Below are 26,769 nucleotides of genomic sequence, written 5' to 3'. Positions count from 1 at the left end.
AATATGAAAAGAGGGAGCCTCATGCTCAAGACAAGAACGTTAGGCAATGACAAATTACGTATATCTGGGCTCGGCCTGGGTGTGATGATGATGCCGGATAATGACGAATCGGTACATACCATTCAGGGTGCATTGGATGCAGGAGTCACTATGTTTGATACGGCGGATCTGTACGGAGAGTATGAAAAACAGCGATTTGGAGGGAATGAAAAACTGCTTGGGCGTGCGCTTCAGGGCCGAAGATCTGACGTTGTTGTTGCCACCAAATTCGGTATTACGCACACACAGGGTCCCAAGGGAGATCCAGCCTACATCAAAAAATCAGTAGATGCGAGTCTCTACAACCTGGGAATGGATTATATCGATCTCTATTATCAACATCGTCCTGATCCGAATACCCCCATTGAAGAGACGGTAGGTACACTTGCCGATCTGGTTCAACAGGGTAAGATTCGATATATTGGTTTGTCCGAGGCGCCGGTAGAGATCATTCGTCGTGCACATGCTGTTCATCCGATTACAGCGTTGCAGACGGAATATTCCTTGTGGAGTCGAGAACTTGAGGATGAGATTATGCCTGTCCTGCATGAATTGAACATTGGCTTGGTTCCATACAGCCCATTGGGACGTGGCTTCCTGACTGGTCAGATCCGATCTATAGATGATTTGCCGGAAGACGATTATCGTCGTCACTATCCGCGTTTTCAAGGTGAGAATTTTCAGAAAAATCTGGAGGTTGTTGGATTGATCCAAGAGATGGCTAAGGAAAAAGGATGCACGGTTTCTCAACTTGCTCTGGCCTGGTTACTTGGAAAGGGAGAACATATCGTTCCGATTCCGGGGACCCGTAATTTGGATAGAGTTTACGAGAACTTAGGCGCGTTAGAAGTTTCGCTTACGGATGAAGAGATGAAGCAGATTGATCGCATATCTCCCCAAGGCATTGCAGCCGGAGGCAGATTCCCTGGCCAAGTCTAGCTCCTTAAGACAAGATACAAGAAACCAACAGTTTCGGATGAAAAAGAATGTATAACAGGTCATCGGTATTATCTTTCTACTCTCCGGCATACAGTACAACAATGAGATGTATGCTCAAGGAGGAGAAATGATCGTATGATGAATCCGATTTTGCAAGCTCCAAATGTTCCGCTAGCTGCCGATTCCAATGCGGTGGTCAATTATCAGAGGGATTCACGCAACTATGTAACCCAGTTGTTTGGAGAACAGCTGCCGACCATTGCGAATGGTTTCTTCAACGTGTACTTAAGCAAAGGAATCATTGTGCAGCCGCACTGGCACACCAATGTCACGGAGATGATCGTGGTTATCAGCGGTGAAGTTACAGCGTCAGTCTTCAATCCGTTTACGCGTGAACGATTGACATATCGTCTGAAACCAGGTCAGGTTGTGGTATTTCCGAAAGGCTGGTTTCACTGGTTTGTTGCTGAGACAGATGATGTATATGTATTAACTATCTTTGATCAACCAACTCCTGATATTGTGTTTGGAGCGGATTTCTTGGCAGCTACACCGCCGGAAGTGGCTCACCGCGCGTACTGTTTGGATGAAGAGGCGTATGCCAAAGCCGTTGCGTCCATTAAAAATGATGCCATTCTGGGCCCTCCAATAGGATGTGATACGCAGGTTTCTGATCAATCGACTTCGCCTTCCAAGACGTCCGTGTCACCATCCGATAAGCTGAAATCATAATTCAAAATTCCTTATTCATTATATAAGTACAGAGCCTGTAACTGGAGAATAACAGTTGCAGGTTTTTTGACGTGTCGATGTGATTATTGTATGAAGTTCATGGAGGGGTTGGCATTATATTAGAAAAAAATTCATAATGCCTGAGTCAGTGTGTTACGTTCTCTGTTAGTATAGTATGAACATCCAACAAAAACGGAGGACTCATGAATGAACATGTCAGAAATGAAAACACTTGAAACTGCAATGAGTTATGCACCTATCTTGATGTTTGATAGAAACGAACCCTTTTATCCGGATTTTGTTGGCATTTCTGTGTTACATCAATCTGGGCCTTCACCATCGTTCAGAAGGGACATTAAGTTTCCGACCGAGGTAGTACAATATGTAATTGAATATGCAATTTGGTGGGATTATGAGATTGGACATCTGTACGAAATGGAGCATGTATGGATATATGTGGGTCATAACGGAGAGGTAGTAGACTGTGAAGCGAGCTTTCATGGGAAGGTTCTGCGTGGATTGTTGAAGGAACGGGTCAATGTGGTTGGACATCATGTATGTCTGTACTCGCAGCCTGGCAAACATGCTTTCTCACCACTTCCGGTTGTATTTGACTTATTGCCAAACCTGTATAGTGCAGCAGGTGCCGAAGCTGGATGTGATGGGCTACTTGTGAATGAGTTATTCCAAGGTTATTTTGAAACGAATGAACAGATTGATGCTCAGGTGGAACGTTATCTAAAGACCAAAGCGTTCGTACCTACCATGGAGTTCGAAGAATATCTATTAAAGCCGGAGATGTTCATGACATGGGATAATCTGTTTGATATTATTCCGCACAGGATTAAGGAACGCTTAATGGAATTGGATCAGTTATATAACACATAAAATTAGTTTTAAATGGGTTTTATGTTATTTGAAGAGTGTGTTTTTCGCTTCAAAACCAAACTTTGTTGATTCAGGTTTGGTTTTTTTAAATGGGAAATTGGACTCAGTATAAGTGTACATTTATTAGACTTAAGTCATGAAATGGGTGTGAAAACATCAAAAAAAAAATATTTTTTTTGATGGAATATGATATGTGTTAGACGTATGAACTATACAGTTTCTTGTGTAAATATAAGAATACCATATTACATGAAGGTTTGGTGGAGATGTATGTGTATGTCAATGAAAATTGTTCATTATACGTATATGTGTAAGTTGTAATAACGATTTGATAGGAAATAAGTATAAAAAATATTAAAAAGTAGATTCTTTATATCCAAAATAAAAATTCACAATAGTGCAAATTTGTATAAATAAAAATCTTCTATTCAGTTTTAATATATTTATGTCGAAATAGATCGTAAGTTGTCTGGAGCGCGACCAAGAGAAGGGTTTACATAGCGTTATATACATAACTGGACACTAAGATGCCTAGGAGGAGATTACATGAAGTGGTTTGGAAACTTGAAAACAGCAACAAAGATTATCTCAGCATTTTTAATTGTGTCGATAATCCTTGCGGCGCTTGGGGTCTACTCCGTAGTAACATTGAGAAGTACGAATGAACGAATGCAAGAAATGTATAACAACAATTTGATTTCGGTCAGAGAACTATCCTCGGCCCAGGTTGATTATCAGAGGATGCGGGTAAACGTGCGTGATTTGAACTACGAAACTGTGGCAGCTGAACAGACCCGAATTACTGAAAATATCGCTACAATTCGTCAATCCATGGAGGAGCGACTTGCTACGTACCGTCCTCTTGCTACTACTCCGGAAGAAATGGAACTGCTTCGTAAATTAGATACCCAGTACGACAGTTATATGAAACTGTATGATCAGGGCGTGACTATGGCGATATCAGAGGATGATGCCGCTTTTATCGCTTTTCTGAAAGCGACATTGAAACCTCCTGGCGATGAGGTGGTACAAACACTCGCAGACCTGGTGAACCTCAATGTAACCCTCGCAGAACAAGCTAACATCAAGTCTGAAGAAGCTTACAACACAGCATTTGCGGTAACGATTGTTATGGTGGTCGCATCTGTACTCTTTAGTATCCTCATTGGATATATCATCTCTCGCTCGATTTCGAAACCACTCATGTCCATGTTGGGACTGGCAACGGAAGTGGCTAATGGTAATCTTACCCTCAAATCAGACATCTCCAGCAAAGATGAAGTGGGTCAACTGGCCGTAGCACTGAATCGTATGGTCGACAACCTGAAAGAGTTAATCAACAATATCGTGATGAACTCCCAAAGTGTTGCTGCTTCTTCGGAACAGATCTCGGCCAGTACACAGGAAATCGCAAGTACCAGCACAAGCCAATCCAGCGAAGCAGGAAACATCTCCGAATTGTTCAAGGAGCTTTCACTTGCCATTAACTCCGTCGCTGCAAGTGCCGAAGAAGCGGCTGAATTGTCCAATGACACTGTGAAGACTGCGCGTGAAGGTGGACTTGTAGTACAGACTTCATTGGAAGGTATGCAAGCTGTTAATACGAAAATGACCAAACTTGAAGATGATTCTCGTAAAATCGGTGACATCATTGAGGTGATTGACGATATCGCTGAGCAGACCAATCTGCTTGCGCTGAATGCAGCAATTGAAGCGGCACGAGCGGGAGAACAAGGGCGAGGATTTGCCGTAGTGGCAGATGAGGTCCGGAAGCTTGCAGAACGAAGCAGCGAGGCGACCAAAGAAATTACAGCCATCATCAAAGCGATGCAGGAAAATACGAGACAAAGTGTGCAAGCCGTAGCAGCCAGTGTTGAGCAGTCTTCTATGACTGGACAGGCGTTTGATCAGATTATTGATATGGTCAATAACTCTTCACAGAAAGTAAACGAAATTGCTGCTGCATGTGAAGAAGAAGCAGCCCAAGCCGCAGAGGTGATGAGCTCTGTTGAATCCATCTCGGCTTCCAGTGAGGAATCCGCAGCGGCGTCTGAAGAGACGGCAGCAACATGCCAGTCTCTGGCAAATCTGGCGGAAGAACTGGCGAATTCGGCAGCTGCCTTCAAAACAAATTAATAAAATTGAATTGAGGGTGAATCGATGTCTTCACTTCAGAAGGAACAATATATTGAGCTGTCGGTAGGTGCAGAGACTTGCGCCATTCGAATCGAAGAAATTCACGAAATTATTAAAATGCTCAGCATTACAGATATCCCATTCAGCCGTCCAGAGATCAAAGGGGTAGTTAATCTGCGTGGCAAGGTTGTATGTGTGATGAGCCTGCGCAACCTGCTGGGTATGCCGGATGAACCGGATACCAGAGCAACTCGAATTATCGTAGTTCGGTATCAGGATGAATATATTGGCTTGATCGTGGATCGCGTGAACAAGGTAACCACATATTCGGAAATACATCCGCCAACCGGAGGTTACGGACGTAACCGTGAAGGTTTATTCCATGGTGTGGGTCAACAGGAAGACAAGCTTGTGGGCATTTTGAAACTGGACGAAATATTGGGCGGTTAGGGAGGTATATACGAATGATGGATTTGTCTGCCTACCGTGACATCTTTATCGAAGAACTGAATGACCAACTGGAACGTATGGATCAGTCTTTATTGGCATTGGAGCTTTCGCCTTCTGTTGAACTGGTTCAGACGCTTTTTCGGGCAGCTCATACCATCAAGGGATCGGCATCCACAATGGATTTCCGAGAATTAAGCGATCTCACGCATGAAGTGGAGTATGCTCTTGAATGGGTCCGGGAGAAAAAACCGGAGATGACTTCGGAGCTAATTGATACATTGTTTCGCTCTTTGGACGCCATGAAGGTACTTCGTGATCAGTACATACGTGGGGAAGCCTATGGAGATTTTCGAGCAGTAGTACGAGAAATAAAGGATTTAATTCAGACCCAGGCAGCAGTCGGGCAACTTAAAGTACCTCAATTGCAATCAGCAGAATCGATTGTGGCACAGGTGGCTATAGTGTCAGGTAAGCAGTTATTGTCCATTCATATCGTGCTGGAGCAGAAGTGCATGATGAAAGCGGCCAGATATCATATTCTGCGCCAACGTATTGAGGACATCTGTGGTACGGTTGTCGCTACTTCGCTCATGGAGAGTCAACCGGGCGCGCAGAATGAAGATGATCATTATGGTCAGTTCATAATCATCGTAGCAACGTCGAAGGATCCCCAGCAGCTTAAGGCAGAGCTGTCTTCAGACTCGGATATTCATATGCTGGAGATTGATCCATATCTGCTGGAATCCAATGAGGTTGCAGCCGGTTCTGCACCACTTGAATTAATCTCAGAAACAGAGCAAACGAAACAGAGCTTGCCTGCCTTGAATACAACTGGGCCAGATGAGAAAGTGAAAGCTGCTCAACCTACAGTTCGTGTGAGTGTTGAACGTCTGGACCATTTGATGAATTTGGTCGGTGAACTGTTAATTGATCAGACATCCCTAGCAGATCTGAGTGGATCGGGCGCGCGTAAGGAGTCTTCCTCACTCATCCAGAGTATTGGTGGAGTATCTGATCATATGGGCAGGGTTATCAAGGAACTGCAAGAAGGTGTAATGAAGACACGGATGTTACCTATTGATCAACTATTCAGTCGCTTCCCGAGATTGGTTCGTGACCTAGCGCAGAAGCTTGGTAAAGATCTGGAACTGGTTATTCAAGGTGGAGAGACTGAACTTGACCGGATGATTATTGAAGAATTGAGTGACCCGCTAATTCATCTCATCCGCAACAGTGCTGATCATGGCATTGAAAGCGCAGTGGTTCGTGGAGAGTTAGGCAAGCCGTCCAAGGGACGTATTACCTTAACTTCGTTCCATGAAGAGAATCATGTCGTTATTCGGTATTCGGATGATGGCAAAGGTATTGATGGGGAGAAGATCAAGGCTTCCGCCTTGGGCAAAGGCATCATTAGTGAGGAACAGGCTGCACGTCTATCAACACAGGAGGCTGTACATCTCATATTTGAGCCCGGCTTCTCCACAGCTTCTTCTGTAAGTGAAGTATCAGGTCGCGGTGTTGGAATGGACATTGTGCGCAGCCAGATCGGGCGGCTTAACGGTATCATTAATATTGATACGGAGGTTGGTGTTGGCACCACGTTTACGATTCGTTTACCGCTCACTTTGGCGATTATTAAAGGTCTGTTAGTCAAAGTATCGGGTCGTGTGCTGATTTTGCCGATGTATAATGTTGCTGAGATTGTTCGAATTTCACCTGAAGATATTCAGATGATTCAGGGGCAACAAGCGATCCTGAATCATGGACGCATAGTACCTTTTCACCGACTGTGCGACAGGCTCAACTATCCACGAACGGACCGCAAATCTAAGACCATTCCACTGGTGATCGTACGTTCCGTTGACAAAATTGCAGCATACGCTGTAGATGAGATTATAGGCAATCAGGAAGTCGTTATTAAGACGCTTGGTACTTATCTGGGAGCGATGAACCATCTATCTGGAGCAACAATCCTCGGTAATGGTAAGGTTGCCCTTATATTGGACGCGTCCTATCTGGTGAGTCTTTAATCGTTAGATAAACACATACATTATGCAAGCCAAAGAGCCTCATCATCCATGACTGGATGGTGGGGCTCTTTGTTGTACCTTTTGACATGGTGACCACTCAGGATTTGAAAATGAGATCCATAAACCTGTTGGCAGCCAGAGAGATCGGCATATTGCGTTTGGTCATAATCCCCACATGGGAAGGGGGCAGCGGGACATCAAGCTGAATCTCGAAGAGAGAACCTTCCTCCAGCTCCTTGGAGATAAACTCACGTGTGACATAGGAAATACCCAGTCCTCGACGCGCAAACTCAATCAACAGATCAACGCTACCAACCTCAATCTCAGGCTTCAACGTGTAATTATAGCTGTTAAACAACTCAGTTATAGCCATCCGAACCCGACTGTTCCGGGAGAAGAGGATCAGTTGATGCTCCAGAAGCATCTCAAGTGTCATGACTTTGCCTTTTAACTGAGCATAACGCTCTCCAGCTACAAAACAGTCTTTTAACTGAATGCTTTCCCTGACTTCGAGCTGTGGATCAACGATGGGCATCCGAACCACACCAAGGTCGATTTTGCCTTCCTTCAGAAACGTAATGACTTCCGGCGTGGTTCCATGACTCAGATGTAGCTTGATATTAGGGTACAAGGTGTGGAATTCCTCCAGATACGCCAGCATGTAATGCTTGAACAGGGAGTCACTGCCACCAATTCTCAATTCACCATTGTCGAGATTCTTCAGTGCGGCCATTTTTTCTTCCGCAAGTGAGATCAGAATCTGGGATTGTTCAATATAGGAGTATAGACTGGCACCTTCCTGTGTCAACGCTACACCCTTGGAATTTCGATAAAACAAGGTGAGACCAAAGCTCTCTTCCAATTGCTTAATGGCATGACTGACGCTGGGTTGAGTGATATACAGTGCTTTCGCAGCCTGTGTCAAACTTCCCGTTTTGGCGGCCCAATAAAAGACTTTATATAGTTCGTAATTTGTAGTCATAGATGTGGTCTATAGCTCCTGTGAAATATATTAATTACTTGTATAGCTATAAAACGTATTATAGTGTAACTACAACAAAGAAACCAGAGTTACTTGGAAGGAGAACGGTGAGATGGAACCAACTACCATTGTTTTATTTGGTGCTACTGGCGATTTAGCCAAAAGAAAAATATATCCTGCCTTATATAACTTATATCTTGAGCAGAAGCTTCCTGAAACCTTCTCATTGATTGGTCTGGGGCGTAGAGAGTGGTCTGATGAATTCTTTCAGGCACAAGTGGAAAAATCATTAAATGAATTTTCCAGACGCCAAGCGGATCCTGAAGTTGTGAAGTCATTTGTGAAAGCTTTCCGCTACAGTGTATTGAATATAAGCCATAAGGAAGATTATATAAAGCTGTTGGGATTAGTTGAACAAAGAGAAGCTGAGCTTGGCATTCCGTCCAATCGCTTGTTTTATCTCTCGGTTGGTCCGGAATTTTTCGAACCGATTGCCGAGAATATTCAAGAAAGTGGACTGGGTTCCACAGAGGGCTGGAAGCGCCTCGTCATCGAGAAGCCATTTGGTCACGATCTGCAGTCCGCCAGAGACCTTAATCGCAAATTAAGCGAATCGTTCACGGAGGAAGAGATTTATCGGATTGACCATTATTTGGGCAAACCGATGGTACAGCGTCTGGAGACGTTGCACCAGAGTAACCCAATCATGAAGGCGTTATGGAATAACCGTTACATCTCCAATGTGCAAATTACAGCGAATGAGACTGTAGGTGTCGAAGAACGTGCATCCTATTATGATCATGTTGGTGCAGTGCGAGACATGTTCCAGAATCATATGTTGCAATTGCTCATGATGATGGCGATTCAGCTTCCATACAACAGTACTTCCGAAAAAGTTGGATTGAAGAAAAAGCACATCATGGAATCGATCCAGCCGTTACAAAAACAAACTGTGGGCGCAAACATCATCCGTGGACAGTATGCAGAAGGCAGCATTCAAGGTAAACCGGTCAATGCTTATGCTGCTGAACCGGGTGTAGCCGAGAATACGATGAATGACACATTCATTGCTGCCAAATTGCAAATTGATGATTTCTTCTGGCGTGGTGTTCCGTTTTACATTCGCACGGGTAAAAGAATGAAGGAGAAATCAACACGTATCGTGATTGAATTCAAAGAACCTTCAGGACAGACAAATGTGCTGAAAAACAAGGGTTCCAAGCCAAACCTGCTCGTCATTGAGATGAGTCCGGATCAGAGCATGACATTGCAACTGAATGCAAGTGATCCTGAGAATAAAGGTGAATTCAAACCGGTTCATATCGATCTTTCTCCGGATAAAGGTGACCTTGCGGAAGCTTACGAGAATCTGATTCGTGATGCTTTGCTGGGTGATCCAACATTCTTTGCCCATTGGGATGAAGTAGAATTGTCATGGGCGTGGGTGCAACCCATTCTGGATGCATTCCAGGAAAATCTGTTGCCACTTCACCTGTATCCTGCAGGTAGCTATGGTCCGGCTGAATCAGATGTTATGCTTGAAGAAGATGGTCACCACTGGTGGTTTGATGAGCCAGCGGATCAGGAGTCTTTAGTTACAAATAGCATACCCTTGGCGGTTAATGCGAATCTCTAAACCATAAAAAAATTATATCTGGAGGTAATTAAATCATGAAATTTTTTATCGATACAGCTAACGTGGAAGATATTCAAAAAGCATACAAAATCGGCGTATTGTCTGGTGTAACAACAAACCCATCTTTGGTAGCCAAAGAAGGCGTGAAATTCGAAGATCGTATTGAAGAAATCTTGCGTTTGGTACCTGAAGTGGAGTCCGTTTCTGCGGAAGTGACACCAGATGCCCTTACTGCTGAAGATATGATTGCACAAGCGAACGAATTGATCAAAATTAACAACAGCGACAAAAACATTACGATCAAATTGCCAATGACACTTGCAGGACTTGAAGCTTGCCGTTACTTGACCAAAAAAGGTGTGAAAACCAACGTAACGTTGATCTTCACTGTGAACCAGGCGCTTCTGGCTGCTCGTGCTGGTGCGACATATGTATCTCCATTCCTGGGACGTCTTGATGATATCTCTGAGGATGGCGTACAATTGGTTACCAAAATTGCTGAATTGTTCCGTACACATAACCTGGATGCACAGATTATTGCGGCTTCCGTAAGACATCCGGATCACGTTACACGTGTAGCGATGGCTGGAGCACATATTGCTACTGTTCCATTCTCCGTTATTGAACAGATCTCCAAACACCCGCTGACAGATCAAGGTATGGACAAATTTGCAGCAGACTGGAAAAAAACAGTACAATAATCTATAACCATTCATTCGTTTCAACTTACTATATAAATAATGGAGTATTGGGAGGACATAATGAGTAAACAACAGATTGGTGTTATTGGATTGGCAGTAATGGGTAAAAACCTGGCTTTGAATATTGAAAGTAAAGGGTTCTCGGTATCGGTATTTAATCGTTCCCCAGAGAAAACCCATGATCTTCTTAAAGAAGCAGAAGGTAAAAACCTGACAGGTGCGTTCACAATTGAAGAATTCGTGGAATCCCTGGAGTCTCCGCGCAAAATTCTGATCATGGTACAAGCAGGTAAAGCAACAGATGCAACGATCGAACAACTGCTTCCTCATCTGGATCAAGGCGATATTATTATCGACGGAGGTAATGCTTACTTCCCTGACACACAACGTCGCAGTAAAGAACTGGAAGAAAAAGGTTTCCGCTTCATCGGAGCAGGTGTATCCGGTGGTGAAGAAGGCGCACTGAAAGGCCCGGCAATCATGCCAGGTGGACAGGAAAGTGCTTATCAGTTGGTAGAACCGATCCTGACAGCGATCTCCGCCAAAGTGGGCGATGACGCTTGCAGCACATACATCGGACCAGACGGTGCTGGACACTATGTGAAAATGGTGCATAACGGTATCGAGTACGGGGACATGCAGTTGATTGGTGAAGCTTATCACTTGCTCAAATCCGTATTGAACGTTTCCGTTGAAGAGTTACATGAGATCTTTACTGAGTGGAATCAAGGGGAGCTGGACAGCTACCTGATCGAAATCACGGCAGATATCTTCTCCAAATACGATCCAGAAACAGGTAAACCAATGGTTGACGTTATTCTGGATGCGGCTGGACAAAAAGGAACAGGTAAATGGACAAGCCAAAGTGCGCTGGATCTCGGCGTTCCATTGTCCATGATTACGGAATCCGTATTCTCCCGTTTCCTGTCTGCCATGAAGGACGAGCGTGTAGCAGCTAGCAAAATCCTGAGTGGACCAGCAACTGAAGCATTCTCTGGCGACAAAAAAGCGTTCATTGAGAACGTGCGTAAAGCATTGTTTGCAAGTAAAATCGTATCCTATGCACAAGGATTTGCACAAATGCGTGCAGCTTCCGATGAATACGGCTGGGATCTGAAATACGGCAACATTGCCATGATCTTCCGTGGCGGCTGCATCATCCGTTCGCAGTTCTTGCAAAACATTAAAGAAGCATATGACAAAGATGCAGAACTCAAAAACCTGCTCTTGGATCCTTACTTCCAAAACATCGTTGAATCTTATCAAGGTGCATGGCGTGAAGTTATAGCGGCTGCTGTAAAACAAGGGATTCCGGTACCTGGCTTCTCCAGCGCTCTTTCTTACTACGACAGCTACCGTACAGAGCGTTTGCCAGCAAACTTGCTGCAAGCTCAACGTGACTACTTCGGTGCTCACACATTCAAACGTGTGGACAAAGAAGGTTCATTCCACTTCCAGTGGATGGACACAAACGAGTAATTTTAATTCCGAAAATATAGCATTCCTGCAGTTGTCCTTGAATTTAGCTATTCAGGGCAGCGGCAGGGATGCTTTTCTCGTTAATGGTTCGAATTTGAATATCATCAAATTGTAATAAAATGTACGAATCTGGGTTTGGCAAACAGATGATCTGACCCTTCAACTACGTTATACTTGTTCAGACGGAATTACATCCGTGATAAAAATTCAGCATACAACTTATTGACGTGGAGGTTAGACCGGGCATGTTTGTATTAGTGGGTATATTGTTTTTAGTGATATACGGTTTATTAGTGTTCTACATAGGCTGGAGCGGTTGGAGTTGGATGAAGCCTATCGTGTCCGCCAGATTTCGATGGTTTTATATTATAGCGCTTGTATTCCTTGCCGTTTCCTTCATTTTGGCACGGGTATTTGGAAGCATTTCGTTCCTCGGAATCATCGGTTCTTACTGGCTGGCGATTTTCTCGTTGTTATTGTTGATCCTGCCCGTCGTCCACCTGACGATGTGGTTGCTGAGATTAACTCGTATTCCTAGACATCACACACAGAAATGGGCGGGTGTCGTTACGCTGGTGCTGTTAGTGTCCACAATGGGGTATGGAATTTTCAATGCTTACAGCCCGGTAGTGAGAACATATAATATCCAGATTGATAAAAAAGTAGAAGGTGTAGACAAGCTTAACATTGTCATGGCTGCCGATATGCACTTCGGACTTCTATCTGGTCCCGCACATGCCAAACGCATGGTGGAGGAGATTAATGCTTTGAAGCCGGATCTGGTACTGTATCCTGGAGATATTATTGATGACAATCTGGATATGTACCTTAATAGCGGAATTGCCGACATTATCAGTGAAATTCAGGCCCCATACGGTGTTTATGCTTCTCTCGGGAATCACGACAAGTTTGATGGTCCGATTGAAGATCTGATCGCTGCGCTGGAGAAGAGCAACATGCAAGTTCTGTACGATGACAAGATTGTCCTGGATGACAAGATCACTCTCATTGGACGGAAAGACCGGACAGAGAAGGATCGTGCAGAAGTGGCTACTTTAATGCAAAATACGGACTTGAGCCAACCGGTACTTATGATGGATCACCAGCCATATGATCTGGATATTGCGGAACAGAACAATGTAGATTTGGTGGTATCCGGTCATACTCACCGCGGTCAGATTGCACCTGCTCAGTTCATCACACAGGCTATTTACGAGAATGATTGGGGCTATCTGCAAAAGGGTTCCATGCATTCCATCGTAACCTCCGGATTTGGATTCTGGGGACCTCCAATTCGTACAAGCAGTCGTTCGGAGATTGTGCAGATTAATGTGACGTTCCAGTAATGATGAAGGCCCTTCGAGAGAAGGGCCTTTTAATAACTATAGTTTAACCATTTTCTTGGATTTGAAGTTCCATTCGTAGACTTCCCCTGTGTACATGTGGATGTAGTAAAGGCCATAAGTCACTTCATACGTTTCTCTGTCTGAGAATGAACGCATTACATAAAAATCTCCGTCTTTGGATTCCTCTCCAACAGTTAGGCTATACATTTCGATTTCTTTCTTAATTTTTTTATATAACAGTTCAAACGCTTCATTCCCTGTTAGTTTAACTAATGGTTGTTTGCCAATGTACAGATTGTTAGACTTTAAAGCTACGTTCTCACCAAGTGCAGTACTTATGCTTCTAACTGGTACATATGTAGTATTGTTATAAGTTATTGCATTAGCTGTCGACTTCTTTGTTCCATCTACATAAATATTTACTTTCTGTAGTAAAGCTTTTATGGGCGTTCCTGATGCTGCATAAGCTGTAACTCCTGTAAGCATTGATCCAATTGTGATACCAATGAGTAATCCTTTTACTTTGTCCCTCACGAATAAATCCCCTTTATCTAAAATTACTTCCTTCAATTAAATCATTTCTCTATTTAAGGTGAAAAATCCTTCAAAACATTTACTTTAGTTATAATCTCATTCAATTCAAGCGATGAGTCGTTGGGAATATTTCGTTTGAATCTGCTCCAAAATGTGAATACTAAAGCATATGCACCCTTAAACGTGGAAGCTTAGGGAGAAGACTCATGTAAGGGAATGAAGTGTAATAGCAATAGTAGTATTTTTGGGTTGACACCGTTTTCAGGTTATGATAAATTATATCCGAGGCTTGTTACCGGTAATGCGGGCAAAACCACTATGGAAATGATTTTATTATTTCTGTTTTGGTTTTGCCCTTTTTTATTCCTCAAAAAAAACCAGGTGGGTCCATAATGATTATTAAACAGATATTTAATAACAATATTGTCAGTACCGTGGATGACAAAAATCAGGAACTGCTGATCCTCGGCCGGGGTATCGGATTTAAGTTCAAAGCAGGCGATGAGATTGATGAAGAGCGGATTGAGAAGGTATTTCGTCTTCAGGATGCATCGATTTATGAGAAATTCAAATCCATCGTAGCTGAAGTGCCGATTGAGATTCTGCAGGCAACAGATGATATTGTGACACTGGCACGAACGCAATTGAACAAAACCATCAGTGACGGGATCTACGTCTCGCTGTCTGATCACATTCACTTTGCTGTTCAGCGCTTGGAAAAAGGAATGATTACTCGTAATCCACTTTCTTGGGAAGTTCAGCACTTCTATAAGGCGGAGTATGATGTGGCCAGAGAAGCACTGACCTTGCTGAAGGAAAGATTGGATATTGAGTTTCCCAAAGATGAAATCTGTAATATTGCCTTACATTTCATCAATGCGGAAGTCAATGATTCCATGAACGATGTCACCCATCTAATGCAGCTGCTGCAGGAGATTATGAATATCATCAAATATCACTTCAATATCGAATTGGATGAAGATAGCGTCAATTATTTCCGCTTCATCACCCATTTGAAGTATTTCTGTCAGCGTGTCATTACGCATTCTTCACATGATGATGCCGAGGAGTATTTGTATGAAGTGGTTCGGAAAAACTATCCGGAGACATTCAAATGTATTGGCAAGATCGAGACTTTTATCCATAAGAATTATCAGTATGACATGACTCACTCGGAGCAGTTATATCTAACGCTCCATCTGGAACGTCTGATGAAAACCAAGCGGGACGTATAATGTTCACGCAACAGTCTGAAATTACAACTGTATACCCTATGGGCTTGTTACTGTTCAATCAGGCAATACCCGAATGAGATGGCGCCACATTTTTGCGCTATATTCATTCGGGTATTTTTTATTGGAAAAATGAGGAGGAAAACATCATGAAACATCAGGAAACGGCGCAGGAAATTATTAAAGCCGTTGGGGGAACAAACAATATTAACTCAGTTTATCACTGCGTCACACGTTTGCGTTTTGATCTGAAAGACAACGATAAAGTCGATAACGGTTCACTTAATAAACTGGACAAAGTCATGGGTACGAACATTTCGGGGGATCAATTCCAGGTCATTATCGGTAATGATGTGGCAAAAGTATTCGATGCCATGGTGAAGGAAAATCCGGCAATCCAGCAAAGTACAGAAAATAAAGAGCCAAAGTCGGATAAAAAACAAAATGTAGTACTGAAAATTTTTGAAACAATCGCAGGTGTCTTTGCTCCGATGCTCCCAGCGATTACCGCGGCAGGTATGCTCAAAGGATTACTTGCCCTGTTCGTGTCATTGGGTTGGATGTCTGCTGGAACGGATACGTATCGTATTCTTTCAGCCATCGGTGACGGCGTATTCCACTACTTGCCTTTACTGATTGCAGTCAGCGCGGCTCGTAAATTCGGTAGTAACCCGTTTGTTGCGATTGCACTAGGTACGGCACTGATGTATCCAGACATGACAGCATTGTTATCTAGCGGTGAATCGGTTGGGTTCCTGGGAATCCCGGTTACGGCTGTAAGTTATGCTTCATCGGTTATCCCGATTCTTCTTGCAGTATGGTTGATGTCCTACGTTGAGAAATGGGTTGATCGCGTTATCCCTGCTGCACTCAAGCTATTGCTTGTGCCACTGATAACCTTGCTTGTTATGGTTCCGGTAACGCTGATTGCGATCGGTCCATTGGGTACATTTGTAGGTAGCGGATTGTCCGGCGGCATCAACTGGCTGCTGAATGAAGGCGGATTGATTGCAGGTATTGTTCTGGGCGGCGCGATGGCGCTCATTATTATGACAGGAATGCACTATGCACTTGTGCCGATCATCCTGAGTAATATCGCAACACTGGGCTTTGATAAATTCTTGCCACTGACCTTTATCTCCAATATGGGTCAGGCTGGTGCGACACTCGGCGTATTCTTCCGGGCAAAAGATAAAAAACTCAAAACCGTGGCATTATCAACGAGCTTCACAGCACTCATGGGTGTAACGGAGCCGGCTATGTACGGCGTAAACATGAAATACAAAAAACCATTTGCTGCAGCGATGATTGGTAGCGCAGTAGGTGGTGGATTCGCTCTAGCTTTTGGAGCGAAAGCGTATGTGCTTGCGGGTAACGGTGGTCTCCCGGGACTTCCTTCCCTGATCGGACAGACGTTCTGGTATTCCTTTGGAGGTATGATTTTGGCCTTTGTCGTCGGTACGATTATGTCTACAATATTTGGTATCAAAGAAGAAGAAGGAGACGCTGAGGCGTTGGCTCAATTCTCACCGGGTGCTTCTACAGCACCAGCGAAAGTAGCTTCTAGCGATGCTGCAAGCGTGAACGTGGACGACATGGGCGCTCCAACACCAACGAGTAATGCGGTAGCCGTTGCACCGATGACAGGTAAAGCGATCCCGCTCCAAGAAGTCAATGATCCAACATTCGGTGATGAATTGATGGGTAAAGGTGTGGCATTTGTTCCAACGTTGGGGGAATTGGTATCTCCAGTGACAGGTACCATCATGAATGTGTTCAAAACAAAACATGCGATCGTTGTCCGTAGTGATAACGGAATGGAATTGTTGATTCATGTTGGAATTAACACGGTGAAGCTGCGTGGACAGTACTTTGATGCACATGTTGCTACAGGAGCACGTGTACAAGCTGGAGACAAGTTACTCACATTTGAACTGGCCGAGATTGCAAAAGAATACGATATTACAACCGCTATGGTTGTTACCAATACGGCAGATTACAAGCAGGTTCTACCTGTGAAATTGGGCGAAATCACGATGGGTGAAGACGTCTTGAAAGCTGAAATCTAAACCATCTTAGGACTAATAGACAAATTCAAAAAAAGAAGGAGAGATACGGATGATGAATCGACAAGGGTTTCCGGAAGGTTTTCTGTGGGGCGGCGCTATTGCCGCCAATCAGGCTGAAGGTGGATTCGATGCTGGCGGCAAAGGATGGTCGACGGCCGACATGGTTCCTTATTTTGAGAAAAAGGACTACACCAACCTTAGAGAACTGATGCATGTTACCAGTGCAACGGTTGAGAAAGCAATGGCACATCATAGCGCGGAAGGTTATCCGAAGCGTTACGGGATTGATTTTTACCACCGTTTCAAAGAGGATATTGCGCTGTTTGCCGAGCTGGGCTTCAAGACATTCCGTCTGTCCATCAACTGGCCGCGTATTTTCCCGAATGGTTATGATGCCGAGCCAAATGAAGAGGGACTGCGCTTCTATGACGAAGTGTTCGATGAACTCCGGAAATACGATATCGAACCACTGATAACACTTTCGCATTATGAGATGCCTATGGCACTTGTACTGAAATATAACGGCTGGGCTGGCCGTGAAGTGATTGGACATTTTGTGAGATATGCGGAAACCGTAATGACCCGGTACAAAGACAAAGTAAAATACTGGTTGACGTTTAATGAGATTAACACGACCATTATTGAACCGTTCACAGGCGGAGGTATTATTGAAGACCGGGTGGAGAATACGATGCAGGCTTCCTATCAGGCACTTCACCATCAATTTGTAGCCAGCAGCCTGGTAACAGAAAAAGCACGTCAGATTAACCCGAACTTCCAGATCGGATGTATGCTTGCACGCATGATTCACTACCCGGCGACATCGAAGCCAGAGGATGTGCTGCAAGCACAGATCGATAACCAGCTGAACCTGCTGCATACGGATGTACAAGTTCGTGGTAGTTATCCAACGTTCATGGCTCGGTATTGGGCAGAGAACGGGATTACGATTGCCATGGAACCAGGGGATGAGCAGATCCTGCGTGAGCACACGGTTGATTTCATCTCGTTCAGTTATTACACATCCTTGGTGTCCGCAGTAAATCCAGAGGAATATGGAGTGACGGGTGGTAACCTGTACAGCACGATTAAGAACCCGAATCTCGAGCGTACGGAGTGGGGCTGGCAGCTTGATCCGATTGGTTTGCGCGTTGCATTGAAAGAACTGTATGATCGTTACCAATTGCCATTGTTTGTGGTAGAGAATGGACTTGGAGCGAAAGATACGGTTGAAGCAGACGGTTCCATCAACGATGATTACCGTATTGATTATCTGAGAAAACATATTACCCAAATGAAAGAAGCCGTTATGGATGGTGTGGACCTGATGGGATATACCAACTGGGGAGCGATTGATATTATCAGTGCATCCACTTCGGAAATGTCCAAGCGTTATGGCGTGATTTACGTGGATCAGGACGACAACGGACAAGGCACATTGAATCGATATAAGAAAAAGAGCTTTGGTTGGTACCAAAAAGTCATCGCCTCTAATGGTGAAAACTTGGAATAAATTAATCAAAAGAGGCACCCCAGGCGTAGCTAGTGTTACGTCATCGGGGTGCCTTTTTATTATCATCTCGCAGGATTCTCATCAGCGCTAATGGCACTTCAAAGTAAAAAGGATGACTTCATAACATACTGGATGGTATACTGTGATCGTATTGGGGGAGGGATAACCATGAAGAAGCCTATTATTGCTGTAGATATGGATGACACGATATGTCATCTGGTCAAGCGGGCCATATATCACAACAACCTCAACTTCCCGACCCATCCGTTGCGGTATGAGGATATGATTCATTGGGATACATCTCATTTGCGTCATCCAGAGAGCACGCACGATGTATTTTATGGTCGGCCGGGTCTGTTCGAGGAATTGGAATTATATGACGAGTATGTTGTAGATGAGATGCGAAAGCTGAACGATGCTTATGATGTCATTGTCGTGACGGCAGCAGAACCAAAAACAGTCGTTGAGAAGTGGAACTGGCTTCAGCAGCACATGCCTTTTATAACCGCTGAACAGTTTATTACATGCAAAAGAAAAAACTTGCTCGGTTTCGATCTGCTCATTGATGATGGAGCACATAACCTGATTCCCGCGCATGAGGACGGCAAAAAGGTTATCTGTATCCCGCATCCGTGGAATATACAGGAGCGTGAGCGATACAACTTTCCGTTGATGTCTTCATGGAAAGAAGCCAAGGCATACATAGATGAAGTGTTACAGGTTGTTAATGTCTGAAAGTTAGTTAACCTTATTGTCCAGAGTGCAATGCTCTGGATTTTTTGCGATAGGCGAGAGGTGTTTCGCCTGTTATTTTTTTGAATGCGGCATAGAATGAATCCATATCCCGATATCCGACCAGCTCTGCAATCAGGCTGACTTTGTGCTGTGAATTCTTTAGAATTTCGCAGCTTTTTTGTATGCGCAGATGTTGCAGGTGGCCGCTAAAGGTCTGTCCGGTATGCCGAAGAAACATTCGTCCAATTTGCTTCTCGCTCCAGCCCGATACACGGACCAGATCAGACATCCGAATACGATTGCTTACGTGTTGTTTGAGATAATGAAGAATGTAATCAAAACCGGTGGAATAATTCTCTACATCATGTTCCTTTTGATAAAGTTGTCTGTAGGTCATCAATACCAGCTGGCTCACCAGGGTGTATAACATGGTAGAGGAACCGATTCCCGGAACGGAGGATTCACGGTACAGCTTCACCATTAGTTCTTCAATCCGGTCGTTGTGATCCACAACGGATATATAAGGAACTTGATTTTGTCCCAGATTCATCAGATGTTGAATGATTTCTTTTTCCTGAATGATGGCTGTCAGCGTGTTGATCAAATCAGCATTAAACAGACAATTATATATAATTAATGGATGCTCGGTTACGTTTGTGCTTACAGGACGAAAGACATGAGGAACACCAACAGGAATGACAAACAGCATGCCTTTTGTCACGGGAATGATATCTTCACCGATATGATGAAAGCCCTTTCCTTCGGCAACATAGCTATACTCAATAAATTCATGTGCGTGAAAAGGAAGCACAAAATCTTCAGAGCAACGATTGACAAAAAGTTGCAGATGATTATGTAGAAAGTATTCGCTTTTCATGAGTTGTACAGATGAATTCACAATGCAACCTCCTCGCACAGATGGCTGAATTACCGGATGAAATAGTCCGGATTACCGGGTATTTACGACAGCAGGATCGATATAATTATATCGTAACCCCGAATGGGAAGCCAAGATGGAAAGGATGATCTACTGATGTTCAACGTTAGTCACCTTCGTTGTGAGTATAGGAACAATCCGATAGGCCTTGATGTCAAATCACCGCGTTTAAGCTGGCAGCTGCAATCCGATCGTCGGAACTGCATGCAATCCGCATACCAGATTCAGCTGTCATTGACGGAAGATTTTGATGGAATTGCATGGGATTCTAGCGAGATAACTACGGATCAATCCATACATGTGGAATTAAACCCGTTTCAGCCTTCTCCGCGAACGCGATACTATTACCGGATTCGGGCATGGGATGATGCAGGAAATGATTCGGGATGGTCCGAAACGGCTTATTTCGAGATGGGACTTATGGATCGTCATAACAAGTGGCAAGCAGAATGGATCACAGCTCAACCATCAGATGATGGAGATACGTCATGCCCGCGTATGCGCAAGCAGTTTAATGTAAAACAACCTGTTACGTCTGCCAGAATATACGTAACAGCACTTGGATTATACGAGTTGCATATGAACAACACAAGAGTAGGAGAAGATTATTTTACACCTGGCTGGACCTCTTATCGTAAGCGATTACAATATCAAACTTATGATGTTACCCACCTGCTTCAGGATGGACAGAATACATTAGGTGCTAATCTGGGTGATGGCTGGTACCGAGGATATCTTGGCTGGAACAAAGAACGGGAGATATTTGGTTCAACGTCCGCATTGCTGCTGGAACTGCATATGAAATACGCAGATGGATCAGAGGAATGTATTCTCTCCAATGGGGAGTGGACGGCTGCTTCAAGTGCCATTCGTATGTCGGACATCTATATGGGAGAGACGTATGATGCACGAATGGAGTCTGATTGGTCGGATTCATCTCAGACGAATTGGGCACCTGTGAACGTACTGGATCATCCCAAAGATATCATCGTTGCGCAGGAGAACGTACCCGTCACCCAAGTAGAACAGCTACAGCCAATCGCTTTGTTAACAACCCCACTGGGAGATCGTGTAATAGACATGGGACAGAATATGGTGGGATGGGTTAGATTTAGCATTCAAGGTGAGGTTGGTCAGACGGTTGAGCTGCATCATGCTGAGATATTGGATCATGAAGGCAACTTCTACACCGAAAATCTTCGCGCCGCCAAGCAGTGTATTCGCTACACTTGCAAGGGGGATGAAGTGGAAACATTTGAGCCGCATTTTACGTTCCAAGGGTTCCGTTATGTTAAACTGGTTGGCTTCCCGGAACACGTTAGTCTGGATGAATTCACCGGAATAGTGCTGCACTCGAATATGGAGCAAACAGGTCAGTTCTCATGCTCCAGTCCACTGGTGAACCAACTGCATCACAATATATTGTGGGGGCAAAAAGGGAACTTCCTTGATGTGCCGACAGACTGTCCACAGAGGGATGAACGACTCGGATGGACTGGCGATGCACAGATGTTTGTCCGCACGTCTTCCTACCTGATGAATACGGCACCCTTCTTCACAAAATGGTTGCGGGATCTGGCAGCGGATCAGGGAGAAGATGGAGGTATTCCATTCTTCGTTCCGGATCTGAGAAGTTCCACTTCAGAAGGATGGGGTGACACCAGTCATTCCTCCGCCGCTTGGGGGGATGCAGCAGTCATCTGTCCATGGACCATCTATGAGATGTATGGAGATGCCAGAATACTGGCTGAGCAATATGAGAGTATGAAGCGGTGGATTGAGTACATTCACGGGCAGGGCGATAACCCATATCTGTGGAACACGGGATTCCACTTTGGCGATTGGCTGGGACTAGATTCCAAGCCCGATAGTTATGTTGGCGCAACGGACAAGGACTATGTGGCAACTGCATTCTATGCCTATTCGGTTTCGTTAACTCAAAAAGCGGCTGAGGTACTTGGAAAGACAGATGATGCTGAATATTACAAAAAGTTGCATACAAACATTGTTCTTGCGTTTAATAACGAATTCGTCACTCCAGCCGGCAAAATTGCTGTTCCCACGCAAACAGCACATGTTCTTGCCCTCCAATTTGATCTGTTGGACGCCACTGCCCGAACTCGTGCTGGCGAACAATTGGCAAAACTCGTGAAAGAGGCGGGCAATCATCTTACCACAGGTTTCGTGGGCACACCTTATCTGAATCCGGTATTGAGTGATGCAGGTCTTCACGACCTGGCTTATACATTACTTTTTCAAGAGGATTATCCGTCCTGGTTATATCAGGTGACTCAGGGCGCAACGACTGTCTGGGAACATTGGGATGGGATCAAAGAGGATGGGAGTCTCTGGAGTGCTGATATGAACTCATTTAACCACTATGCGTACGGTGCGATTGGAGAATGGTTGTATCGTTATGTTGCTGGCATCCGGTCCGATGAACATCAGCCAGGATTCCGAATGGTGCATATCGAGCCGCAACCCGGACCTGGACTGGATTGGGTGGAAGCGAGTCTGGAGACGATGTATGGTCAAGTTGCTTCAAGCTGGCACCGGCTGGCGGAGGGTGAAATGGAGGCTCGGGTGCACATTCCCGCCAATACGAGAGGTACTGTTCGTCTTCCTGGAGCAGGTGCACAGATCGTTTTGGAGCAAGGGAAACCGTTGGATCAGTTGGATCAGATGAGTGGAGTTCAGGATATTCAAAACATTGGAGACGATGTTGAAGTCACCCTTGGATCTGGGAGTTACCGATTCACGTACAAAGTCACGGATGCGAAAAAGTAACGAGATATTCAACAGTCTGCATTGACAGAGTCCGTATAATGATAGAATAAGTGGTAAGCTGTACAGTTGAAGAGGATCTGCACACACGCAGGTCCTTTTTCGAACTTGTCTGAGAGTGAATTTGTAGTTTTTGAACAATGAAAGGAGCATGACCATGGCAAAACCTGCATTCAAAGATGCGCCTTTACGTAGTGAAATAGAGGATTTGGCTAAGAAACAGGATCACCATACATTGGCCTATTGGGCTGCGGAGTGTGCGGCACGTGCTTTGTATATATTTGAGAAAAAGACGGAGGATCTCCGCGCCCGTGATGCCATTGATGCAGGAAGAGGTTGGATCCGTGGAGAAATTGCCATGGTTGATGCTCGAAAGGCGGCTTTTGCAGCTCATGCTGCTGCACGAGAATTGGATAATGTCGCTGCCTCTTCTGCATCTCGTGCGGCGGGGCATGCAGCTGCAACGGCCCATGTGAAAGACCATGCGGTGCATGCCGCAACGTATGCAGTGAAAGCTATCTTTTATGACTGTTTGATGGAAGAGCAAGAACGTCGTGTCCTGGAAGAGAGAACGTGGCAATATCAATATCTGTTAGGAGGATGTAATGATCATGGGGAAAGAACAAGTTAGATTAATTAAACCATCACGAGCATATAAGGAAGCATATTTGGCATTTTATGAAGACTGGGTCAGAAGTGGAGAGTTGATGGTACCGTGGGTCATTTCCAAAGATCCTTCTGCGTTTGATGAGATGTTGGCGTTTTTGCAGCGCAATGAACAAGGGATCGACATCCCGGAAGGCTGGGTCAAAGACAGTACATACTGGCTGGTCACGGAGAGTCAACAAATTGTGGGTGCCGTCAATATAAGGCATGAGCTTAACGACAAATTGTTCAACAGTGGAGGGCATGTTGGATATGGCATTCGTCCAGGAGAGCGGCAAAGTGGCTATGGTTTCGAAATTCTCAGGCTGTCTTTGGAGAAAACGAGAGAGCTAGGAATCTCCAAAGTATTGGTTGTATGCGATGCGGTTAATGAGCCATCCAGAAGGGTTATCCTTCGAAATGGTGGCATCAAGGATGTAGACTATGTAGAATCCAATGGCAACGTTGTTGAACGATTCTGGATAGAAAATGTCGAATAATGCAGAATAATGGTGTAATATAACGAAAATAATATGGATTATGATTGTATTACCCTCGTGTGCTGATTAAAATGAAGCATAGAATCTGGATTGCGGCCGGAAACTATCATCCCATATCAGGCACAAGTGAGGTTATCTTTATGAATCAACCGGTTAATCGGCCCCGGCGAATTGAGTATCTGGATCTCTATCGTGCTTTTGCCATTATGGCAGTGGTAGCGATCCATGCGACTTCAACAGCAGTTGCGCATTACCCCAAGAATACATTAGATCATGATGTGTATTATTTCTGGAACACGTTTTTGCAATTTGCCGTTCCAGCGTTCCTGTTCCTGTCATCCCTGGTTTTGTTCTACAACTACAGCTCCAAGGTGAATGAGAAGGGGTGGATGCTCGCTTTTTATAAAAAGCGTTTATTCAATGTATTTGTACCCTATGTGGTGTGGTCCCTTATCTATTTTGCCATTAAACAGTTGCTTGCGGGCAAAGAACCTTTGACCCATGGTGTTCAATTTGCCAAACAATTAGTGATGGGAACCGCTCATACGCACTTGTACTTTTTTCTGATTATTCTTCAATTCTATATCGTTTTTCCGTGGCTTCTGTCCCTTACACGCCATCGTTTGTTTAATCGTTATTTGCCATTATTCTTTATTGCGGGTCAAGCGATCTTTTATGCACTACATTTGCAGTTTCACTTCGAACGGACAGGAAGTTTGTTACCCAGTTATCTGATCGTGATTGGATTTGGCGCATGGGTTGGGCTGAACTTTGAGTGGGCATTAAAGAAACTGTATACTCACCGTTATGTACTTATAGCTGCGTTATTGAGCGGAGGTGCCATTTTTATATATGGTAATGCTTATATCAAAACCGCTTTTGCTGCATATCCGGTGGTAACCTATACCGTGCTGTTCCTGTTCCGAAATCTGTTTACGTTGTCAGCCTGCTTGCTCCTGCTGATCTTTAGTGAACGATTGGGTGCAGGAAAACATACGGAAGTTCGTAAAGCTACGCATGTTCTGGATTCCTTGGGTACAGTTGCGTTTGGTGTGTTTTTAATGCATCCCCTCGTACTGCTCTTCTGGAGACGTGAATTTACAGATGACCTGGCTCGACACTTCAGCGTGGGTATCATCCTATCTTATGTTGTTACTCTCCTGATCTCATGGATCTGCGCAATGGGATTGCGCCGGATGAAGTGGGGATGGGTCCTGATCGGACGGTAAGTATAAGTAAACATATGTAATTTAAGATAAGAGATTTCAAGCCCTCACGCATTGAGGGATTCACTTGAAACCTCTTTTTTATTTGCACTAAAGGAGGTATCATAGAGTTTAATGTCCATAAAATTGAATTAATGGAATGAACGCTACCTTGTCAGGAGTGATCGAAAATGAAATTAGTGATTATTTTTGGCCCACAGGCTGTGGGCAAGATGACGGTGGGGCAAGAGCTGGAGAAGATAACAAAGCTAAAATTGTTTCATAACCACATGACGATTGAAATGGTGTCTCCTTTCTTCAGCTATGGTACACCACAAGGCAAAAGACTGGTGAGTCTGTTCCGTCAGGAGATTTTCGAGGAAGTGGCGAAGAGTGACCTGCCGGGTTTGATTTTCACATTTGTGTGGGCTTTGGACGCGGAGTCAGATGGTGAATACATCCGTAAGATCAGTGAGTTGTTTACATCCCAAGGGGGTCAGGTCTGTTATGTGGAATTGGAGGCCGATGCATCGGAAAGACTAGAGCGCAATAAAAGTCCGCATCGCCTGCTACACAAGCCAACAAAACGTGACATAGCTTGGTCTGAGCGAGATTTACTTGATACGATGAAGCTATATCGACTGAACTCGGAACCGGGAGAAATCAAGCATGAGCACTACATACGGATTGATAACACACACAAGAGCCCGGATGAGGTGGCAAAGTTAATTCAGGAACGATTTAATTTATAACCTGATGAAACGTTTATCTTAGCAGGGTAGATATGTTATATGAGAGGGGCATTACATCATGTACTTTGTTTTATTTTTGCTCATAGGACTTGTTTTATGTTATCTGATCCCATTCGGTCCGATTTTGGCTGGGGGCATTGTTTTCGCCCTTGTGATAGATCATTACCGCCAAACGATGCATATGCGTGAAGATATCCGAGACATCAAGAATCAACTGGGACTAATGAACAAAGGCGAGGCGCAGGAGTATGAGATGGATAAAGAATACACGCAAGTCGATCGTTTGGATTCAGAACAGATGGACATGATTAATCGAAGAATTGAAGCGGAACTGGAGAAAGAAAGCAAAAACAATAAACCGTGAATCCCTGTAAAATAATTCTTGATTTGCTCACTCCTGTGAGTATATATACCTAGATCGGGAGTCATGCTAATACGATATTAACTTTATGTTGCACTGTGTAGAAATTTGTAATAATATGAGGGAAGCGCGTACAACATATCG

At 44.3% G+C, this 26,769-nt stretch carries 23 protein-coding genes; 20 read left to right on the top strand and 3 right to left on the bottom strand.

All coding sequences use genetic code 11. The annotated features are described in order from the left end of the window. The first annotated feature begins 21 nt into the window (after nucleotides 1-21). From MHB85_RS18215 to MHB85_RS18190, 6 genes are all read left to right on the top strand, one after another. Nucleotides 22-978, top strand: coding sequence for an aldo/keto reductase (locus MHB85_RS18215; protein WP_341073353.1), 957 nt, complete (start codon nucleotides 22-24; stop codon nucleotides 976-978). Nucleotides 979-1,113: 135 nt separating this feature from the next. Further along, nucleotides 1,114-1,710 carry a cupin domain-containing protein gene (locus tag MHB85_RS18210; protein WP_105599289.1) on the top strand — a complete coding sequence of 199 codons (597 nt, stop codon included), beginning with the start codon at nucleotides 1,114-1,116 and terminating at the stop codon, nucleotides 1,708-1,710. 207 nt (nucleotides 1,711-1,917) lie between these two features. After that, a complete protein-coding gene (locus MHB85_RS18205) occupies nucleotides 1,918-2,598 on the top strand; it encodes a hypothetical protein (protein WP_341073352.1) in 681 nt (226 codons plus the stop codon). Between the two features lie 546 nt (nucleotides 2,599-3,144). Continuing rightward, a complete protein-coding gene (locus MHB85_RS18200; RefSeq protein ID WP_341073350.1) occupies nucleotides 3,145-4,734 on the top strand; it encodes a methyl-accepting chemotaxis protein in 1,590 nt (529 codons plus the stop codon). A gap of 24 nt (nucleotides 4,735-4,758) precedes the next feature. Further along, a complete protein-coding gene (locus MHB85_RS18195; protein ID WP_264927214.1) occupies nucleotides 4,759-5,184 on the top strand; it encodes a chemotaxis protein CheW in 426 nt (141 codons plus the stop codon). A 14-nt stretch (nucleotides 5,185-5,198) separates the two neighbouring features. Then, nucleotides 5,199-7,214: a chemotaxis protein CheA gene (locus MHB85_RS18190; RefSeq protein ID WP_341073349.1), complete on the top strand. Its 2,016-nt coding sequence runs from the start codon at nucleotides 5,199-5,201 to the stop codon at nucleotides 7,212-7,214. Nucleotides 7,215-7,311: 97 nt separating this feature from the next. Here the strand turns inward: MHB85_RS18190 and MHB85_RS18185 are convergent, their stop codons facing one another. Beyond that, on the bottom strand, nucleotides 7,312-8,196 hold the full coding sequence (locus MHB85_RS18185; RefSeq protein WP_036672843.1) for a LysR family transcriptional regulator: 885 nt from the start codon (nucleotides 8,194-8,196) through the stop codon (nucleotides 7,312-7,314). 112 nt (nucleotides 8,197-8,308) lie between these two features. Between MHB85_RS18185 and zwf the strand changes: the two genes are divergently transcribed. The 4 genes from zwf (at nucleotide 8,309) to MHB85_RS18165 (ending at nucleotide 13,358) form a co-directional block, all read left to right on the top strand. Continuing rightward, nucleotides 8,309-9,832, top strand: coding sequence for a glucose-6-phosphate dehydrogenase (zwf, locus tag MHB85_RS18180; RefSeq protein WP_091020609.1), 1,524 nt, complete (start codon nucleotides 8,309-8,311; stop codon nucleotides 9,830-9,832). Between the two features lie 35 nt (nucleotides 9,833-9,867). After that, a complete protein-coding gene (gene fsa, locus MHB85_RS18175; RefSeq protein ID WP_091020607.1) occupies nucleotides 9,868-10,533 on the top strand; it encodes a fructose-6-phosphate aldolase in 666 nt (221 codons plus the stop codon). Nucleotides 10,534-10,593: 60 nt separating this feature from the next. Then, nucleotides 10,594-12,012, top strand: coding sequence for an NADP-dependent phosphogluconate dehydrogenase (gene gndA / locus MHB85_RS18170; protein WP_091020603.1), 1,419 nt, complete (start codon nucleotides 10,594-10,596; stop codon nucleotides 12,010-12,012). A 245-nt stretch (nucleotides 12,013-12,257) separates the two neighbouring features. Next, entirely contained in the window at nucleotides 12,258-13,358 is a 1,101-nt protein-coding gene (locus tag MHB85_RS18165) for a metallophosphoesterase (protein ID WP_091020601.1), read from the top strand. A gap of 36 nt (nucleotides 13,359-13,394) precedes the next feature. On the opposite strand, the gene MHB85_RS18160 is transcribed toward MHB85_RS18165, so the two are convergent. Next, nucleotides 13,395-13,928: a stalk domain-containing protein gene (locus MHB85_RS18160; protein ID WP_091020600.1), complete on the bottom strand. Its 534-nt coding sequence runs from the start codon at nucleotides 13,926-13,928 to the stop codon at nucleotides 13,395-13,397. A gap of 356 nt (nucleotides 13,929-14,284) precedes the next feature. Between MHB85_RS18160 and licT the strand changes: the two genes are divergently transcribed. From licT to MHB85_RS18140, 4 genes are all read left to right on the top strand, one after another. Beyond that, nucleotides 14,285-15,127: a BglG family transcription antiterminator LicT gene (gene licT / locus MHB85_RS18155; RefSeq protein ID WP_341073348.1), complete on the top strand. Its 843-nt coding sequence runs from the start codon at nucleotides 14,285-14,287 to the stop codon at nucleotides 15,125-15,127. Nucleotides 15,128-15,273: 146 nt separating this feature from the next. Beyond that, nucleotides 15,274-17,193, top strand: coding sequence for a beta-glucoside-specific PTS transporter subunit IIABC (locus MHB85_RS18150; protein WP_341073347.1), 1,920 nt, complete (start codon nucleotides 15,274-15,276; stop codon nucleotides 17,191-17,193). Between the two features lie 49 nt (nucleotides 17,194-17,242). Beyond that, on the top strand, nucleotides 17,243-18,706 hold the full coding sequence (locus tag MHB85_RS18145) for a glycoside hydrolase family 1 protein (protein WP_105599279.1): 1,464 nt from the start codon (nucleotides 17,243-17,245) through the stop codon (nucleotides 18,704-18,706). 168 nt (nucleotides 18,707-18,874) lie between these two features. Next, entirely contained in the window at nucleotides 18,875-19,441 is a 567-nt protein-coding gene (locus tag MHB85_RS18140; protein ID WP_105599278.1) for a 5' nucleotidase, NT5C type, read from the top strand. A 13-nt stretch (nucleotides 19,442-19,454) separates the two neighbouring features. Here MHB85_RS18140 and MHB85_RS18135 read toward each other — a convergent pair whose 3' ends face one another. After that, a complete protein-coding gene (locus tag MHB85_RS18135; protein WP_105599277.1) occupies nucleotides 19,455-20,339 on the bottom strand; it encodes an AraC family transcriptional regulator in 885 nt (294 codons plus the stop codon). A 135-nt stretch (nucleotides 20,340-20,474) separates the two neighbouring features. Between MHB85_RS18135 and MHB85_RS18130 the strand changes: the two genes are divergently transcribed. From MHB85_RS18130 to MHB85_RS18105, 6 genes are all read left to right on the top strand, one after another. Beyond that, nucleotides 20,475-23,165 (top strand): alpha-L-rhamnosidase, encoded by a 2,691-nt coding sequence (locus MHB85_RS18130; RefSeq protein ID WP_105599276.1) that lies wholly within the window; start codon nucleotides 20,475-20,477, stop codon nucleotides 23,163-23,165. Between the two features lie 154 nt (nucleotides 23,166-23,319). Next, nucleotides 23,320-23,793 carry a putative immunity protein gene (locus MHB85_RS18125; RefSeq protein ID WP_091020589.1) on the top strand — a complete coding sequence of 158 codons (474 nt, stop codon included), beginning with the start codon at nucleotides 23,320-23,322 and terminating at the stop codon, nucleotides 23,791-23,793. Then, the gene (locus tag MHB85_RS18120; RefSeq protein ID WP_105599275.1) at nucleotides 23,768-24,307 is read left to right on the top strand and encodes a GNAT family N-acetyltransferase; all 540 of its coding nucleotides are present in this window, start codon (nucleotides 23,768-23,770) and stop codon (nucleotides 24,305-24,307) included. The genes MHB85_RS18125 and MHB85_RS18120 overlap by 26 nt, the downstream gene beginning before the upstream one ends. A 71-nt stretch (nucleotides 24,308-24,378) precedes the next feature. Next, nucleotides 24,379-25,536, top strand: a complete 1,158-nt coding sequence (locus MHB85_RS18115; protein WP_146117073.1) for an acyltransferase — start codon at nucleotides 24,379-24,381, stop codon at nucleotides 25,534-25,536. A gap of 167 nt (nucleotides 25,537-25,703) precedes the next feature. Continuing rightward, the gene (locus MHB85_RS18110) at nucleotides 25,704-26,264 is read left to right on the top strand and encodes an AAA family ATPase (protein WP_105599273.1); all 561 of its coding nucleotides are present in this window, start codon (nucleotides 25,704-25,706) and stop codon (nucleotides 26,262-26,264) included. Between the two features lie 58 nt (nucleotides 26,265-26,322). Further along, on the top strand, nucleotides 26,323-26,628 hold the full coding sequence (locus tag MHB85_RS18105) for a hypothetical protein (RefSeq protein WP_105599272.1): 306 nt from the start codon (nucleotides 26,323-26,325) through the stop codon (nucleotides 26,626-26,628). Nucleotides 26,629-26,769 lie beyond the last annotated feature (141 nt).

Origin of the sequence: Paenibacillus sp. FSL K6-4396 (genome assembly GCF_038002525.1) — a bacterium.
Taxonomy (GTDB): domain Bacteria; phylum Bacillota; class Bacilli; order Paenibacillales; family Paenibacillaceae; genus Paenibacillus; species Paenibacillus amylolyticus_B.
The sequence above is the reverse complement of the archived record's forward strand: the minus strand, read 5'-3'. Positions and strand labels throughout refer to the sequence as shown.

Bases quoted from the DNA above. Each gene is read 5' to 3' on its own strand.
- MHB85_RS18190 (WP_341073349.1), top strand. From the start codon at position 5,199: ATGATGGATTTGTCTGCCTACCGTGACATCTTTATCGAAGAACTGAAT.
- fsa (WP_091020607.1), top strand. From the start codon at position 9,868: ATGAAATTTTTTATCGATACAGCTAACGTGGAAGATATTCAAAAAGCA.
- MHB85_RS18210 (WP_105599289.1), top strand. From the start codon at position 1,114: ATGATGAATCCGATTTTGCAAGCTCCAAATGTTCCGCTAGCTGCCGAT.
- gndA (WP_091020603.1), top strand. From the start codon at position 10,594: ATGAGTAAACAACAGATTGGTGTTATTGGATTGGCAGTAATGGGTAAA.
- MHB85_RS18185 (WP_036672843.1), bottom strand. From the start codon at position 8,196: ATGACTACAAATTACGAACTATATAAAGTCTTTTATTGGGCCGCCAAA.
- MHB85_RS18165 (WP_091020601.1), top strand. From the start codon at position 12,258: ATGTTTGTATTAGTGGGTATATTGTTTTTAGTGATATACGGTTTATTA.
- MHB85_RS18150 (WP_341073347.1), top strand. From the start codon at position 15,274: ATGAAACATCAGGAAACGGCGCAGGAAATTATTAAAGCCGTTGGGGGA.
- MHB85_RS18115 (WP_146117073.1), top strand. From the start codon at position 24,379: ATGAAGCATAGAATCTGGATTGCGGCCGGAAACTATCATCCCATATCA.
- MHB85_RS18110 (WP_105599273.1), top strand. From the start codon at position 25,704: ATGAAATTAGTGATTATTTTTGGCCCACAGGCTGTGGGCAAGATGACG.
- MHB85_RS18145 (WP_105599279.1), top strand. From the start codon at position 17,243: ATGATGAATCGACAAGGGTTTCCGGAAGGTTTTCTGTGGGGCGGCGCT.
- MHB85_RS18105 (WP_105599272.1), top strand. From the start codon at position 26,323: ATGTACTTTGTTTTATTTTTGCTCATAGGACTTGTTTTATGTTATCTG.
- MHB85_RS18200 (WP_341073350.1), top strand. From the start codon at position 3,145: ATGAAGTGGTTTGGAAACTTGAAAACAGCAACAAAGATTATCTCAGCA.
- MHB85_RS18125 (WP_091020589.1), top strand. From the start codon at position 23,320: ATGGCAAAACCTGCATTCAAAGATGCGCCTTTACGTAGTGAAATAGAG.
- MHB85_RS18195 (WP_264927214.1), top strand. From the start codon at position 4,759: ATGTCTTCACTTCAGAAGGAACAATATATTGAGCTGTCGGTAGGTGCA.
- MHB85_RS18205 (WP_341073352.1), top strand. From the start codon at position 1,918: ATGAACATGTCAGAAATGAAAACACTTGAAACTGCAATGAGTTATGCA.
- MHB85_RS18130 (WP_105599276.1), top strand. From the start codon at position 20,475: ATGTTCAACGTTAGTCACCTTCGTTGTGAGTATAGGAACAATCCGATA.
- zwf (WP_091020609.1), top strand. From the start codon at position 8,309: ATGGAACCAACTACCATTGTTTTATTTGGTGCTACTGGCGATTTAGCC.
- MHB85_RS18120 (WP_105599275.1), top strand. From the start codon at position 23,768: ATGATCATGGGGAAAGAACAAGTTAGATTAATTAAACCATCACGAGCA.
- licT (WP_341073348.1), top strand. From the start codon at position 14,285: ATGATTATTAAACAGATATTTAATAACAATATTGTCAGTACCGTGGAT.
- MHB85_RS18140 (WP_105599278.1), top strand. From the start codon at position 18,875: ATGAAGAAGCCTATTATTGCTGTAGATATGGATGACACGATATGTCAT.
- MHB85_RS18215 (WP_341073353.1), top strand. From the start codon at position 22: ATGCTCAAGACAAGAACGTTAGGCAATGACAAATTACGTATATCTGGG.